The sequence below is a fragment of the Egbenema bharatensis FJBBOT/2019 genome, from assembly GCF_048077055.1.
Lineage (GTDB): Bacteria > Cyanobacteriota > Cyanobacteriia > Elainellales > Elainellaceae > Egbenema > Egbenema bharatensis.
In genome coordinates this window covers 4183892-4198493 of sequence record NZ_CP182236.1, presented here as the reverse complement: position 1 = coordinate 4198493, position 14602 = coordinate 4183892, and the positions used below count along the sequence as shown (strand labels likewise).

General features: G+C 48.7%; 14 protein-coding genes. 5 read left to right on the top strand and 9 right to left on the bottom strand.

Annotated features, from left to right (window positions below; genetic code table 11):
- Positions 1 to 290 precede the first annotated feature (290 nt).
- The 4 genes from ACM1PF_RS19395 to ACM1PF_RS19380 all read right to left on the bottom strand — a co-directional run bounded on the left by ACM1PF_RS19395 (position 291) and on the right by ACM1PF_RS19380 (position 6757).
- The gene (locus ACM1PF_RS19395; protein WP_416666300.1) at positions 291 to 3017 is read right to left on the bottom strand and encodes a DNA translocase FtsK; all 2727 of its coding nucleotides are present in this window, start codon (positions 3015 to 3017) and stop codon (positions 291 to 293) included.
- 312 nt (positions 3018 to 3329) lie between these two features.
- Positions 3330 to 5435 carry an ATP-binding protein gene (locus tag ACM1PF_RS19390; RefSeq protein ID WP_416666299.1) on the bottom strand — a complete coding sequence of 702 codons (2106 nt, stop codon included), beginning with the start codon at positions 5433 to 5435 and terminating at the stop codon, positions 3330 to 3332.
- 46 nt (positions 5436 to 5481) lie between these two features.
- The gene (locus tag ACM1PF_RS19385) at positions 5482 to 6315 is read right to left on the bottom strand and encodes a hypothetical protein (protein WP_416666298.1); all 834 of its coding nucleotides are present in this window, start codon (positions 6313 to 6315) and stop codon (positions 5482 to 5484) included.
- Positions 6316 to 6520: 205 nt separating this feature from the next.
- Positions 6521 to 6757 carry a hypothetical protein gene (locus ACM1PF_RS19380; RefSeq protein ID WP_416666297.1) on the bottom strand — a complete coding sequence of 79 codons (237 nt, stop codon included), beginning with the start codon at positions 6755 to 6757 and terminating at the stop codon, positions 6521 to 6523.
- Positions 6758 to 6976: 219 nt separating this feature from the next.
- Between ACM1PF_RS19380 and ACM1PF_RS19375 the strand changes: the two genes are divergently transcribed.
- Entirely contained in the window at positions 6977 to 7141 is a 165-nt protein-coding gene (locus ACM1PF_RS19375) for a hypothetical protein (protein ID WP_416666296.1), read from the top strand.
- Between the two features lie 12 nt (positions 7142 to 7153).
- On the opposite strand, the gene ACM1PF_RS19370 is transcribed toward ACM1PF_RS19375, so the two are convergent.
- The 3 genes from ACM1PF_RS19370 to ACM1PF_RS19360 form a co-directional block, all read right to left on the bottom strand.
- Positions 7154 to 7543: a clan AA aspartic protease gene (locus tag ACM1PF_RS19370; protein WP_416666295.1), complete on the bottom strand. Its 390-nt coding sequence runs from the start codon at positions 7541 to 7543 to the stop codon at positions 7154 to 7156.
- Positions 7544 to 7547: 4 nt separating this feature from the next.
- The gene (locus ACM1PF_RS19365) at positions 7548 to 7814 is read right to left on the bottom strand and encodes a hypothetical protein (protein WP_416666294.1); all 267 of its coding nucleotides are present in this window, start codon (positions 7812 to 7814) and stop codon (positions 7548 to 7550) included.
- Positions 7815 to 8021: 207 nt separating this feature from the next.
- Positions 8022 to 9254, bottom strand: coding sequence for a methionine gamma-lyase family protein (locus ACM1PF_RS19360; protein WP_416666293.1), 1233 nt, complete (start codon positions 9252 to 9254; stop codon positions 8022 to 8024).
- 76 nt (positions 9255 to 9330) lie between these two features.
- On the opposite strand from ACM1PF_RS19360, the gene ACM1PF_RS19355 reads away from it, so the two are divergent.
- From ACM1PF_RS19355 to ACM1PF_RS19345, 3 genes are all read left to right on the top strand, one after another.
- Positions 9331 to 10155: an acyl-CoA desaturase gene (locus ACM1PF_RS19355; protein ID WP_416666292.1), complete on the top strand. Its 825-nt coding sequence runs from the start codon at positions 9331 to 9333 to the stop codon at positions 10153 to 10155.
- Between the two features lie 175 nt (positions 10156 to 10330).
- Positions 10331 to 11149 (top strand): acyl-CoA desaturase, encoded by an 819-nt coding sequence (locus tag ACM1PF_RS19350; RefSeq protein ID WP_416666291.1) that lies wholly within the window; start codon positions 10331 to 10333, stop codon positions 11147 to 11149.
- A 270-nt stretch (positions 11150 to 11419) separates the two neighbouring features.
- A complete protein-coding gene (locus ACM1PF_RS19345) occupies positions 11420 to 11923 on the top strand; it encodes a hypothetical protein (RefSeq protein WP_416666290.1) in 504 nt (167 codons plus the stop codon).
- 115 nt (positions 11924 to 12038) lie between these two features.
- Here ACM1PF_RS19345 and ACM1PF_RS19340 read toward each other — a convergent pair whose 3' ends face one another.
- The gene (locus ACM1PF_RS19340; protein WP_416666289.1) at positions 12039 to 12938 is read right to left on the bottom strand and encodes a cation diffusion facilitator family transporter; all 900 of its coding nucleotides are present in this window, start codon (positions 12936 to 12938) and stop codon (positions 12039 to 12041) included.
- Between the two features lie 445 nt (positions 12939 to 13383).
- On the opposite strand from ACM1PF_RS19340, the gene ACM1PF_RS19335 reads away from it, so the two are divergent.
- Positions 13384 to 13860, top strand: a complete 477-nt coding sequence (locus tag ACM1PF_RS19335; RefSeq protein WP_416666288.1) for an NINE protein — start codon at positions 13384 to 13386, stop codon at positions 13858 to 13860.
- 70 nt (positions 13861 to 13930) lie between these two features.
- Here ACM1PF_RS19335 and hisG read toward each other — a convergent pair whose 3' ends face one another.
- A complete protein-coding gene (hisG, locus tag ACM1PF_RS19330) occupies positions 13931 to 14563 on the bottom strand; it encodes an ATP phosphoribosyltransferase (protein ID WP_416666287.1) in 633 nt (210 codons plus the stop codon).
- Positions 14564 to 14602: the final 39 nt, after the last annotated feature.

Sequence of the window (14602 nt, the reverse complement as noted above, 5' to 3'; positions counted from 1 at the left end):
GATCGTAACTCTAACTCAGACAACAATAAACTAGAAAAGTTTCATAGGCAGTACAGAAATTGTCTGGGTTTACACACTCAATTGCGTCACATAGTCTCAAGTTGAAATTGACTCAACACAGCGGTGTTCCCCCTTGAAAGTGAACAAGGGGTCAGCAATTCGGTCGTTTCCATCAGTGGTTAGCCTAATACAAAATAGCTGCAAAAATCAAAATATTAAGAAATACACATTTTGGCAAACATCCCTTAAAGTTGCTGCTCAAGATCGGTTTTCTTTGCAGTGATTTTTCTTTATTGAAGCAAATTAATTTCAGGGGCAAATAAGCTTTGTAAACGCGATCGAGTTGCCCCAGCGTAATACAACAAATCTCCTTTACCCAGTAGATAAGCGGCTTCAGTTTGTTTGCCACCCAAAATAATCGCAGAATCCGCTTCGCTCGCCGTACGCAGGGCCACCCGCCCTGGTAAATTCGATCGAATCAGGGGAGTCACAACCCTGGCTTCAGGACGCTGTGTGGCAATGATCAGATGAATTCCGGCCGCTCTCGCCATTGCGCCTAACCGTTTAATGCTGGACTCCAGGGCATTCCGAGTTTCCTTTTCCGCCATAAAGTCTGCATACTCATCAAAAATGCAGACAATCCGGGGCAGTGGCTTGCCTTGACGCTGGTTGTAGCCAGACAGATCAGCACATCCGGTTTGCTCGAATTGCTGATAGCGACTATCCATTTCCGCCACCAACGCATCCATTAACTCGATCGCCCCTTCACTATCTTTGACGATTGGCCGATGCAACCAGGGAATTTGCTCAAATTCCGGAAAGGTGACGCGCTTAGGGTCAACCAACACAATCTGAAGTTGCTCTGGCGAATGGCGCACTAGCAGACTGAGCAGCAGCGATCGCAAAAATTCACTCTTCCCGCTCCCGGTCGTTCCCCCCACCAAAAAATGGCAGGTATTGGGGTCAGATAAATCTGCTTCCACCAACTGCCCTTCTAAATTAATGCCGATCGCAATTCGCACTGGCTCTGCGGGAGCAGTCAATTGGGGAGACAGGTATTGGTCAAACAAAGCCGTTTGGCGATCGGTGCGGGGTAAATCCACGCTGACATAGCCTGCCTGCGGTGCAATCAGGGGCGGATAGGTTAAGCCAAGCTGGACTCGCAAATCATCGGACAACTTCAGCAGACTATTGACCTTCACCCCCAGATTCGGCTTCAGCTTCACCCGAATAAAGGCAGGAGCCAGAATACTGCCCTGATAGGTCGCGCCAATCCCAAACGAATCCAAAATGTCAATTAGATTAGAGCCGATCGACTGGGCATCAGGAACAGCCACAGGATTGGGAGAAAGCGTTTTAGGCGCAGGATTTGCAGGGGATTGCGGGGAAATTGGCTGTTGATGAACCGGGGCGATCGGCTTGCCCAGAGGGGAAGCAGCAATGGGCGAAGGTGGAGTGGGCTGGACGGGAATCTCGCTTGATGGAGTTGGGGCGATCGATTGAGGGGAACTATCGCGTTCTGAAAGAGGGGAGATGGCAGAATCCGCGTCCTGACTGGCAGGGTTACTGGCAGAGTTAAAGAAAGTCTGACACCTGGTACGCTGGGGACAAATTTCGCAGAGATGCAGTTGCGCCGTTTGCGGGGGTGGGTTCGGCTCTCCCTGCTGCCAATTCACCCAGGACTGCATCTGCTGAAGCTTGTGGGGAATTAGCTGATGCACCGTTTTTTCCAGATCGTCCCAACTAAACAAAGACTCTTGCCAATCGGGTAAAACAGCATACACGGCTGAGTTAATGGGCACACCAATTCTTTCGCGCAGCATATAGCTGTAGAGGGCGACCTGAGCCAGTTGGGCAGATTGATCCGGAGATTGATAGGTCTTATATTCCACCACACAGAGGCGATGATGCTCGAAGTCATAGATTAAACTATCAAATCTGCCCTTAACCCATTGGGAGGTACCGTTGGGTAAAGGAAATTGATGCTGAACATTCAACTCCTGAGCCAGAAAGGTTTTGCTCAAGAGCTGATCGGGACTGCAATAGCGACGATTTCCCACCAGTAGCAGGGCCCAGCGTTGAATTAAACTCTTGAGTCCCTCCCAAAGTTGCAGCAGAGCAGGTGCTTTGCTGGGATCGGTTTGGGCAGTTTGTTGAAGATGAGGAAAGAAAACCGAATCGTAGAACAGGGTTTGCAGTTGCGTGGCAATATCGGCTGAGTCAAGCTGTTCGGCTGGTCGTTGAAACAGTTGGCTGAAGCGGAAATCATTCAGGGCAACTTTGATAAACTGATGCGACAAATCATGAAATGCACTGCCAATGCCCAGGGTCTTCCCATTGGGAAAAAACAGGGTCATACCGCCAAAGTGATGCGCCAGGTAGAACAAACGCGGACACTCGAAGGCAACCCGTACCTGGGTCACACTAAACGATCGCGCTGGGGAGGGCGTTGGCGAAGGGGTTGGCATAGATGCAGGAGGCTGCTTCAGCTTAAGTAGGTAGTGATGAACATGCGCCAGGTAGACTGTATCCATCCTGGCATATAACAGTTGCTTTGGACTGAGTGGACGTTTCCCCCAGTCGCTTTGCTGTTCAGAAGCATCAACTGCCGTAAATTGGCATAGTTCACTGGCTAAAGTTTTTAATTTACGATTCGTAGTTCCCAGCTTTTTCTTAGAAATCCGTCGCGCTATTTTCAGCGTACAAGTGACATTCTGAGCCTGGTTCCCTCCCAAATATTTCAGATCGTACGCGGCATTATGAAATACTTTTTCGATCGCCCCATTCACCATGATTTGTTCAACAAAAAATTGCACCACATCGGGCTGATCCAACACATCCAGAAGATAGGTCAAATCTCCCGTGCGATCGGTGGGATCGGATAACACCTGGATCAAAGAAATTCGGGGGTTTGGGGTCTGCCAGTCGGCAACTTCAGTGTCTAGCCAGAGAATTGAATAGGTTGTGAGTTGCGTAATCAGCGATCGAATATCGGCGGGATGGGATAGGTAAGTCATTCAGCAAATCAAAACACTGCATTGCAGCATTAGATGGAATACAGCAAGCATCTGAGCCACAATCAATCCCGATCGTTGATCAGGATGAGATCAATATCTTAAATCGATTTGCCAGACACGGTAGCGGGATTGCCTTAGAACTTTAAAACCGTAATTTTTGCTACCCTAGCAGGTGAGGGCTGCAAAACTGGGATGCCCTCCTGGAATTACTCGTCAAGTGTCGCAATTGTCAATTTATAGTTAGAAATGATGCTCTTTCCTGATTGATAATAGTTAGGACAGTCTTCAAGTCCTGAAAACAAAACTCATCAATCATTTTGTTGCAGCATGGGATGGAATTCGGCATACAATTTGATCCAAAACAGGTTGACTTGGATCAACAACGTTAAATCGATTTTCCTGACAGAGTTGCTGAATTAGTTTTAGAACTTGCTCTTCTGTAATCCCCATAAACTGATTGCGAGCATGATTGACGATCGTGCCCTGGGAAGCAAGTTGGTGATGAATCATAAAATCCAGAATGAACTGCTTGAGTTCACTCGCAACAGGATCTGGATCTAGATTTGGATCTGGATCTGGATCTATTTTTTGGAAAATTCCTAATTCTTGCAGCAAAGCGCAATCTCGCAAAACTCCTGTTTCTCGCACCATCGATCGCAGTTGGTCTAGCTTAATCTCTTGATCTAACAGCAGCAGATCACTGGTTTTGGCAGAACGAGCCAGGCGATCGTAGGTCACTAGGTAGCAAAGAGAGATGATATCGGGTTTCAAATGACGATTTGGGGCCCGGTAGAAAATTTGCTTGCAGAGCTGGTGTCCTCGATTTCTGGTATTGCCGATATTTCCCGCTCGAATGAGATAGAGGACTTCACACGTTTGGTTTTCTTCAACCCTGAGAGCCGATCGCATCACATTGAAAAAGCTGGTCAGGTTAGGTTCTTCTGTCCAGATCACGCCGATCGCCTGCTGATGATCGGGATCAACAAAGGAAAAGGACAAATCTCGATAGGTTGAACTGGGCAAAAGCCTCGGTTTAACTGAAATCCCAAGCCCGGTTAAAGCATTGCGTAGAAACGAACCGAGTTCCAGAGAAGAAAACTGGCGCAAGCGCGATATATTTTGCTGCGTTTGCTTGAACTCCTGCTGCCAAAGTAGCTTGAAGGCTGCAATCAGGCGATCGGCTTGATTAGTTTCCAGTGGAGCAACTGTTTTTTCTGGTTTAGCAACTTTCTTTAAAGTTGGCTCGTCTTTCGCTACTTCCTGAGTAGTTGATTCAGGTTCAGGTGGTTGAGTTGCGATTGGTGGCAACTTTAACAGCCGCACTCGCTCAATTTCACGATATCCAACCATCAAAACCGATCGCGGATTGGCTCTGCCTGCTGGAAAGGTATCTTCCAATAGCTTGCGGGTTAGGGGGGCAATGGGTGAATCAGGAGTGGGATTTGCCTTTTCGTGGAGAGGAGCCAGCCGGGCTGCCCAAAGGGATTCTGCCTGTTCCAGGTTGATCGATCGCAAGACGAGTTGTTTATACAAACTTGCCTTATCTGCCTGTTGGATATGATCAAATGCCTTTTTCCAATTATTTGTCACCAGGCTAATGATCACTAAAAAATTCTTCAATCCGTTGCTATGGATCGTTGTGTTTATATTAAATAATGGCTGTAAGTCTAAAGAACCATCGGGCAACTGCGGCACATTATCCAAATTATCAAAACACAATACGATCGGATAGATAGAACGCGAAATCTTACCAAAATTAACGATGATTTCCCTGGCACCTGTTTCACCATCGATTGATCTTTGAATTTTAATTTTTGCCAGATCTTCTTCGTCTAAATCATCCCCTCTGAGCCAACTAGCAGCGATCGGATATAGCTCAGGATTAGTCAGATCGTATAATACGCCGAAAAACTTGTTCGGATTATGTATTCCAACTGGGAAAGAAGCTCTCATATCCGCAATGAACGATCGTCGCTCACCCAGAATCCATTTCCCGATGCCTTTTTCCTTGAAAATCGGTAAGTTTTTTAACCAGAGCAATAATTGTGACTCTGAGCAATCCGGCGGAATCTGGAGCAAGCTATCTACGGTACAGCGCAGCGTATGTCGCCAAACATAGGAATTCTCTTCCCAATGGCTAACATAAACAAAAAAAGCTTTGGCATTAAACCGATCCCTTAACCGCCCTAGAGTAATACTTTTCCCAGAACCGCTATCGCCCGCCAGAATCACACTACGAGTCACATGATCCTGAGCAATTTGATCAAGGATTTCCTCAAACTTTTCTATTACAGTCTGGTGAATCGTTTCAACGATCGGGATTTGTTTGTAAGGTTCATCCCAAAAGTTGAAAATCTTGTGGGTAGTGGGATCAAACGGATTGATCTCCTGACAAAGAACGTGTTCCAGGGAAGCCATATTCAACGAATCAAACTTACAATAATTACGATTGATCAGCAATTGCTCAATCTATCACTTCAATGAAAAATAGGGCACCACCAAGGGGCTGAGGAATCCCCGCATCGATTTGTTCAGCCGTATATTGACGGCCCTCTTGCAGCGTACTCAGTTCAATGCGATCGGCTGACTGTAACCGATACAAAACCTGATCCAGTTCATCTCTGGAGAAAGGAGGTTGTAAAGCCTGACGCAGGTAAAAAATCGGCAAGTAATTATCCGTATTGAGTTCCTGATCCAGTTCCCGTACTTTTTGCAGAACCGCTTCATCATCTAAAAGCTGCATCGTTTTCTTTTGGGGAGAGAGTTGCTCAGATGGTCGATATTCTCCCCCACCCTGCAACCGCTTCCGCATGAACTGAAGATAATTGCCCAACAAGCTCAAGCTAATGGTGGGTGTACCCGTCGGTTCGTATTCTCGCGCCAGGTATTCCTGCCCTAGATCCGTTAACCAGACTTCTCCAATTTGAACTTTTTCCGCCTTGATCAGCCCTTTGGTTTCCACATCCTGAATCACAGACTGGCGATCGCTCGCCAAAATCTTGCTCAAATCTCCCGGTCTAGCCGTTTTTGTTTCACACGCCTTGAGGGCCATCCACTGCGATTCCGTCAGCGGCAGTTGGGACACATCTTGCTTCAGTAACGCCTTCCCGGCCGCCTCAATTTTGAACTGCTTCACCTCACGGACATGATCAACAATGCCTCGTTTTGTTAACTCCCGGCAAAGATTATCTCGTTCAGCCGCACGGGTTTGTTTATTCGGATTGAGTTTTGAAATCGGGGCCCGATAGCCAGATTCGCCCAGCAATTTCAGCAAAAATTTTAATTCAACAGCTTTCATACAAAACTTGTCTCAGTCGCCCAATGCGACCCTTCACAGCAACATCTATCCCTAGACTGCCCAATTCTAGCTTGCTCTCCCTGACGGATTTTTCAAAACGCAAAACATTGATACGGACAGTAACAAAATTGCTACCCTTCCAGAGCCGCCACTAAAATTTGCACGATCGCCTCCAGCTCATCGGGAACCCGTAGAGTTTTGTCCCTTAAGTCATCATTTTTGCCATGCGATCAAGCGTACTAAATTGCCAGATATCTCCCGTTGTCACAGCACCCAATAAGATCATCTGTTCTGGTACAGCCCATTGATCGATCGCAATTAATTCCACCGCCAGTTGGGTAAATCCTTTCGCCAAATCTGCCGCTCCAGCGCGAGAAATTGTGCTTTCGTGTTGTGCTTTTATTGTGGCGTATGGCTGTTTGTTCTGGTTATTCTGAATCATTTCAGCACATTCTACCGACAGTGAATTTTGTTAGTTCAATATGGGAAAAGCGGGTGTAGCCCTAAAGCAAGTCATCGAAACCTACAGCATTACGCAGTACAAGCTAGTAGAAGCGAGCGTGAATTGAGCAACCGTAGATCGGGCATCTTGCCCGCGCAGGCTGGAAGCCTGCACTACGAAAGGTGGGCGTATTGCTGCCGAGTCCTACTAGCAACAACCATGCAAGTTTCCCGTTCAAATATTCATCGCTGGATCTATGAAGTGGTTGATCCGGCTGGAGACTCGATTCTTGCCGTTCGGGATGCTTTGCACAAGATTAACCCTGAAGCCGCAGTCGAATTTACCCGCCTGTATTGGGAAAAGTCGATCGAACCTGAAGCATAGAGTTCTCACCGTTCAATTCAAGCTGGTCAATAACTGGATTATCACTGTGCCACCTTCGATCGCATCAAACTGGACTCGATAGCCATAGAGCAAACTCATTCCAACTAAGGGAGATGTCTCCGATGCGTTGATGTCAATACGCCGGAACTCTCCGTCCCAGATGACCGAACCACGATACACATCAAGAATACAGGTGCTTCCATCCCCTAGTGTGCCTGCTTCACGCCTATACGCCTGTAGATTAAGGTTTGTCAGCACCGACAAAGGCAAAGTCAGAAAGCCTGTGAAGCCTGTGAAGCCTGTATCAATTACAGCATCAATCATTTGCCTCCGAGAGTCTGTGTTACCTATAACCAGTCGTACTGTCGCCTCGCAGTTCTGATCAACAATTCCCTGCATCATAAAGCTACAGCAGACGACCTACGCCAAAACGATGAACCCCTTTGTGCCCAACCCGAACGCACCAGATTTGAGCGTCTGGGAACCGTTCAAGCAATCGATCTGAAGCAGTAATCGTATCGTTTGCAAGCTCAAAGGCTCCTGTCTCAATATCGATCGCAACAATCTTGCCACAACTGCCTTCCTCCACGTGAGGGCGGATTTGGTTTTCGTAAATCTCATTACCACGTCGAGCAAATTCTTCTTTGCCGTAGCGAAGTTGTGGGAGTGTCACAGAACTTACCTTGTTTCTTAAACGTATTATCTCATCTAACTATTTGACTCATCAGCCCATTTATTATCTCCTTCCTGACTCCTGACTCCTGACTCCTGACTCCCTGCATGGTAGGTGCGTCGCAATCCACCCCTACTTTCTCCTCCTCACTCCTGGCTCCCTATATGGGCGCATTGCAATGCGCCCCTACTTTCCCCTCCTCACTCCTCACTCCTCACTCCCTACCGCCTCGATCGCCGCTTCCAGAGCGATCGCCACATGGGTCCAGTGGGTTCCTCCCTGACAGAACACCACATAGGGTTCCCGTAGCGGCCCATCCGCCGAAAATTCTGAGGTGCTGCCATCAATGAACGTGCCCCCTGCCATCACCAGATCGCTTTCATATCCCGGCATTTGGGCGGGAACAGGAGTTAGATAAGAGCTGATGGGAGAATATTTTTGAATCGCCCGGCAAAAAGCAATTACCTTTTCCGCCGACCCCAGCTTGATCGCCTGAATCACATCTCGACGGGGGGCCAGGGGCATTGGATTCACCGGATAGCCCAACGCATCAAACACATAGGCCGTCAGGTGATTTCCCTTCATTGCTTCGCCTACCATCTGCGGAGCCAGAAATAATCCCTGAAACAGCAGCCGATTTTGATCAAACGTTGCGCCTCCTTCACTGCCAATCCCTGGAGCCGTTAGTCGATAGGACACCTGTTCCACCAAATCTGCCCGTCCCGCCACATATCCCCCTGCAGGTGCGATCGTCCCTCCTGGATTTTTGATGAGCGAACCCGCGATTAAATCCGCACCAACCGCCGTCGGTTCCCGATCTTCCACGAATTCCCCATAGCAATTATCCACAAAGCAAATAGCATCAGGATTTTGCTGCTTGACAATGTAAACAATTTTTTCAATGTCTACAATGGAGAGGCTGGGTCGCCAGGAATAACCGCACGACCGTTGGATATGGACTAATCGCGTTTCAGGGTGAATGGCATGGGTCAAGGTTTGCCAATCGATCTCGCCCGCTTTTGTTAACTCAATCTGTCGATACCGAATCCCGAAATCCTTAAGGGAACCTTGATTTTGGCCTCGTAGTCCAACAACTTCCTCTAATGTGTCGTAGGGTGCTCCCGCCACTGCCAGCATTTCGTCTCCCGGACGAAGTACGCCGTACAACGCACAAGCAATTGCATGGGTTCCAGAGACAAATTGCACTCGGACGATCGCCGCTTCTGCTTGCATAATTTCGGCAAACACCCGATCGAGGGTTTGACGACCCAGATCATCATGTCCGTAGCCTGTGACACTTGCGAAGTGGTGGACTCCTACCTGGTGGTGATGAAAGGCAGAAAGAACTCGTGCTAAATTTTTCTTGACCTGCGAGTCAATACCAGAAAAAATCTGAAATAGTGCTTGTTCTGCCTGCTGAAGCTGCTGAGAGCTGCTCATTACTAATCCGTACTTCCTATATGCGGAACCTCATTGTCTCGCAGATCGGGCTGCTTGTTTCCATTGAGATGACCGAATGACGATTGCAACAACTAAAAAACCTCCCATAGAGTGGGCAAATGCTTTTTTTATGCCAGCGCTTCATGCTGCTGCATTACTTGCCCTTCTACCCAGCAACTTTAGCTGGGGTGCTGTAGCCTTGACGATTTTCCTGCACTGGCTAACGGCTGGACTCGGAATTACCCTCGGATGGCATCGGCTATTAACCCACCGCAGTTTCCAAACTCCAAAGTGGTTGGAGTATTTTTTTGTATTCTGCGGCACATTGGCCATGCAAGGTGGCCCGATCTGGTGGGTTGGGTTACACCGCCATCACCATCTTTACTCTGATCAAGATGCCGATCACCATGATGCCAATAAAGGGTTCTGGTGGAGCCATATGGGCTGGATGTTCCACAAAGTCCCTGCTGACAAGGAAATTCCACGATTCACAAAAGACATTGCCGGCGATCGATTCTATCAGTTTTTAGATAAGAACTTTTTCTTAATTCAGGTCGCTTTCGCCATTTTAATTTATCTAGTGGCGGGTTGGTCCTATGTGGTTTGGGCTGTCTTTCTGCGCCTAGTGCTGGTCTATCACACCACCTGGTTCGTGAACAGCGCGACCCACACCTTCGGCTATCGCACCTACGATTCTGACGACTTATCTACGAATTGCTGGTGGGTTGCCCTAATTAGCTACGGTGAAGGCTGGCACAATAATCATCATGCCTACCAGTACTCGGCGCGTCACGGGATGAAATGGTGGGAAATTGACATGACCTGGATGACCATTCGGCTGCTGCAAATTTTGGGTCTGGCGCGAAAAGTGCGGCTGTTGGAGGATAAAGCTAAAGCTTAGTTCCTCTCGGAATACCCTCGCTAGCATTCTGAATTCCAACGGCTCCGAATTCTCGTGCTCAGTCAAGGTTTTGTCCTGGAACCAGGCTTCTGAACATTACAAACCACTTTTGTAAAATCTGTTCATTGTAAACTGTTTGCAACTGTTCACAACTGTTCACAAAAGAGACGACTGCATGACTATCGCAACCTCAGAAAAACTCTCCTACGATTGGGCAGTGATCGCAATCATGGTATTCCTCCATGTCGGCGCGCTGTTTGCTTTCCTCCCTGGCAACTTTAGCTGGTCAGCCGTGGGCTTATTGGTATTTTTGCATTGGGTAACAGGTGGACTGGGGATTACGCTAGGCTGGCATCGGCTGCTCACCCACCGCAGTTTTCAAACTCCCAAATGGCTGGAGTATTTCCTGGCTTTCTGCGGATCGCTGGCCATGGAGGGCGGAGTGATTTGGTGGGTCGGCCTCCATCGCCATCATCACCTGTACTCTGATCAGAATGTGGATCACCACGACTCCAATAAAGGCTTCTGGTGGAGCCATATGGGCTGGATGCTGTACGAAGTTCCGGCAGAAAAGGAAGTAGAGCGATTTACAAAAGATATTGGCGATGACCCGTTCTACCAATTTTTAGACAATTACTTCTTTCCGATTCAGGTTGCCTTTGCAGTACTCCTCTACTTCATTGGCGGCTGGCCGTTTGTGTTTTGGGGTGTGTTTCTGCGCCTGGTGGTGGTGTACCACTGCACCTGGTTGGTGAATAGTGCGACTCACAAATTCGGCTACCGCACCTACGAAGATTCTGGCGATCGCTCCACAAACTGCTGGTGGGCAGCACTTCTCACCTATGGCGAAGGCTGGCACAACAATCATCATGCTTATCAGTACTCCGCCCGCCACGGCATGAAATGGTGGGAAATTGATATGACCTGGATGACGATTCAGCTTTTACAGTTCTTAGGACTGGCGAAGAAGGTGAAGCTAGTCGGCGAGGACTGATTGGAACCCTTGTGGAGTGAGCATCTTACCTGCTCGCACCCAGGCATAGCCCATAGAACTTAATCACCGATCGAAATCTGGGACTGGGATGATTCTCAGTCCTTTTTGGTATTTCTGTCGTTTGCCCCTACCGATGACAAATACCCTTAAACATGATTTAAAGAGTAGTGCAGATTTGAACGGGAACCAATCGCTCCGTTTATCTGTCAATAGCTCTCATCTTTATAGAATCAACAGTGCAGGAGTATCGCTCTAGCGGTAACAAAATTTATGAAGGGATTTCGTTTTGTTGTTAGTAGTTTAATCGCCGCCACACTCGTTATTTCAGCCGGGTGCAGTCAGGGTGAATCAGAACGTTCGACCGCTCCAGGCTCAGTTGACGATTCAGTGGCGATCGAGGAAGTAGAAGAATCCGATGCAGACGGGACGAACACCACGACCGCTACTGAATATCGCGTGCTGGAAAATGCTGCCCTTCCCGATCCTGGAACAGATCCATTGGAAATGATCCTGGAACTGCGTCAGCCTGGCGAACCGATCGGCTCAGAGCAAATTCGCGTCAGCTATCCCACTATCGATCAGGCGGTAGTCGTCTGGGTACAGCGAGGATTGTTGGATGATTCGGTTCAGTCCACGCGAACCCGCTATGAGTTTAGAAAAGTTGAAGGATCGGGTGTGGAACAACCCCTTTGGGAAGTGGTGCAGGTGACGCAGCAGCATAAGTGCCACGCTGGACGAGGCTCTGAGGAATGGACTGGGGAACTGTGTCTTTGATCTGAATGGGGCGATCGACTTTAGGGGTCTGTAATGTGAGGGTGCACTAATATGAGGGCGCACAGCAGTGCGCCCCTACGGGGTACGTTACTCTGTCGCATACCCCTTACCTGGCTTACTTTCCTGCTTTTCCCTCCACCTTCCGCACATAAAACCGGGTTTGGACAGAGCCATAGCGTTCGCGGAGCAGCTTCTCTAGCCGTTCAGTGACTAAATGCGCTGCGACTGCAAATTCAGGATGCAAACTCAGGTGCATTTGGATCACCAGAGGACGACCCAGCAACCCCCTCGATCGCACATCCTGACACGCCACCACGCCCTCCACCTGAAGGGCCAGTTGGGCCAGGACTTCAGGCGCAATCGCCATATGGTGCATCATCGAAGGGAGTTGTTGATTGAGAACGCGCCACAGACTGGGAATCAGCATGAACAGTAAAACGATCGCCATCAGGGAATCCAGCCAGACATAGCCCAGCCACACCCCAATTAGCCCCAGCAACATGGCGATCGTCAGCCAGATGTCCGTCAGAACGTGGTTGGCGTTGAGGCGAAGCACTGCCATATCCAAAATGTTGGCTTCATACCGCTCGAACAGCACCAGACAAATATGAATTGAAATGACGATCGTGAGTAGCAAAATTAAGGGTAAATCAACTTGAATTGCTGGCAAAAGGGAAGCATCCTGAATCAACGCCTGAAACTGGTAGACTGACACACTCATTAAGCTGAACCCTAAAAAGCCGAGAATGGCAACCAGCATCAACACTGCCGCCGTTTCCCGCTTACGATGCCCCCACACTTCCCGCCCGGATGTGTGTCTTAAGCAAGCAACTGTATGCAAGCTGAGTAAAGTACTGAAACTATCAACTAATACGTGAAGTGAATCCGCCAGCAGACTGAGCGATCGAGTTGCCCAACCCGCCCATCCCTTCACTGCCAAAATCATGAGCGTCAACCACAGGATAATCAGTAAAGCCCGACACCCTGCTTGACTTCGACTAAATGCCTCAACCATAGCCCAGAGGCTAGCACAGGCCGATTCAACCAGGATAGGGGTTTAACCCCCTCACCCTCCTGACATGCTGCAAAGATCGTGAAGAATGGGGGTGGGAGTCAATCAATCTCTCTGAGCGATTAAGAGGATTCACTGGACTGGCTCGGCTGCCACTCAGGGTTGATTTTAGTTAAACTCGTGTCTAGGCATTCATCTGCACTTCTTTCATTACCCATACGTTTGTACGCAAATCAATACGGCAAATCACTAAAATTTCAGTTCGGATATCCGATCGCGAACTTTTTAAAACACCGGCGCGTCTTCATGTAGTTAAAACCCGATCCAGGATTCCGTCAGGACTGGAATGTTAGAACCTCCAATAACCTGGATCAGGACGAATCGAATCAATGGGCTGCGATCGAACGAGTTCAGTTGGCGACACACAACATTTGACTGAGGTAGAGCAATGAACAGCAAGGGAACATCTTACTTGCTTTGGTTAGCAATTCTCCTTGGTGTGGGCGGATTGCACCGTTTTTACAACGGCAAGATTGTCACAGGGATGATCTGGTTGTTTACCGGGGGAGTCTTCGGCCTTGGTCAGTTTATCGACCTGTTCTTGATTCCCAACATGGTGGAAGACCACAATGCCCTACAACGGGCAAAATATCGCCTACTCTACGATCCGGTTCCCATCGCGGTGACTCAACCCCTGGAAGCCGCAAAGCCAAAATCCATCGAAGCCCAACTGAAGCTTCAGCTATTACGAGCCGTTGAAGCACGCGGCGGCAAAATCTCGCTAACGCAGGCCGTTCTGGATACGGAAGCAGATTTTGATGAAGTCGAGGCAATGCTGATGGATATGGTCAGACAAGGCCGGGCCGATATTCAAAACGATCCACGCACCGGGGCAGTGGTTTATCTCTTTCAAGATTTAGCGTAATGAACGAACCCGGTAGGGGTGCACAGCAGTGCTCCCTTACAGCAGGTTTGTCAAAGATTGGGATGCCATTTTATTGCACCGCCCTAATTTGCTCAATCCGATCGCGTAGACCGTCTGAATTCAGTCGATAGCTTAAGGGATGGGCAATCAGTCTGGCGGTGCTTTCAAACAGTTGATCTAGCTCAATCAGGTGATTGTCCTTCAACGTGCGTCCAGTTGCCACCAAATCCACGATCGCCTCAGACATCCCGGTAATCGGCCCCAATTCCACCGAGCCATACAGCGGCACAATGTCAACGGGTAAGTCCAGATGGTTGAAAAACTCGCTGGCACAGTTGACAAACTTGGAGGCAACCCGGCAGTGGGGGGGCAGTTCCAGGGCCGATCGGTAGGGACTGGAGGCCCGCACCGCAACTGACATACGACAATGGCCAAACTGGAGATCGGCTAAATGGGCCACCTGGGGTTGTTTTTCTCGCAAAATGTCATAACCCACCACTCCCAACTGCGCCTGACCATATTCCACATACACCGGCACGTCGTAATTCCGCACTAACAATCCCTTTGCCGTTCGGCTAGCATCCCAAATCTCTAGCTGACGATTAGCCGGATCCAGAAATGCGCTGAAGTCTAGTCCAACAGACTGCAATAGCTGAATGCTGTCTTTTAAGAGTCCGCCTTTTGGCAGTGCTACAGTAATCATAGTTAAAGAGGGTGGAGCAAGTTACAGATTCCCAGAAGA

Coding starts and splice junctions, on each gene's coding strand:
- ACM1PF_RS19360 (WP_416666293.1), bottom strand. CDS start 9,254: ATGAGCAGCTCTCAGCAGCTTCAGCAGGCAGAACAAGCACTATTTCAG.
- ACM1PF_RS19380 (WP_416666297.1), bottom strand. CDS start 6,757: ATGATTCAGAATAACCAGAACAAACAGCCATACGCCACAATAAAAGCA.
- ACM1PF_RS19355 (WP_416666292.1), top strand. CDS start 9,331: ATGACGATTGCAACAACTAAAAAACCTCCCATAGAGTGGGCAAATGCT.
- ACM1PF_RS19350 (WP_416666291.1), top strand. CDS start 10,331: ATGACTATCGCAACCTCAGAAAAACTCTCCTACGATTGGGCAGTGATC.
- hisG (WP_416666287.1), bottom strand. CDS start 14,563: ATGATTACTGTAGCACTGCCAAAAGGCGGACTCTTAAAAGACAGCATT.
- ACM1PF_RS19390 (WP_416666299.1), bottom strand. CDS start 5,435: ATGGCTTCCCTGGAACACGTTCTTTGTCAGGAGATCAATCCGTTTGAT.
- ACM1PF_RS19370 (WP_416666295.1), bottom strand. CDS start 7,543: ATGATGCAGGGAATTGTTGATCAGAACTGCGAGGCGACAGTACGACTG.
- ACM1PF_RS19340 (WP_416666289.1), bottom strand. CDS start 12,938: ATGGTTGAGGCATTTAGTCGAAGTCAAGCAGGGTGTCGGGCTTTACTG.
- ACM1PF_RS19395 (WP_416666300.1), bottom strand. CDS start 3,017: ATGACTTACCTATCCCATCCCGCCGATATTCGATCGCTGATTACGCAA.
- ACM1PF_RS19345 (WP_416666290.1), top strand. CDS start 11,420: ATGAAGGGATTTCGTTTTGTTGTTAGTAGTTTAATCGCCGCCACACTC.
- ACM1PF_RS19375 (WP_416666296.1), top strand. CDS start 6,977: ATGCAAGTTTCCCGTTCAAATATTCATCGCTGGATCTATGAAGTGGTT.
- ACM1PF_RS19335 (WP_416666288.1), top strand. CDS start 13,384: ATGAACAGCAAGGGAACATCTTACTTGCTTTGGTTAGCAATTCTCCTT.
- ACM1PF_RS19385 (WP_416666298.1), bottom strand. CDS start 6,315: ATGAAAGCTGTTGAATTAAAATTTTTGCTGAAATTGCTGGGCGAATCT.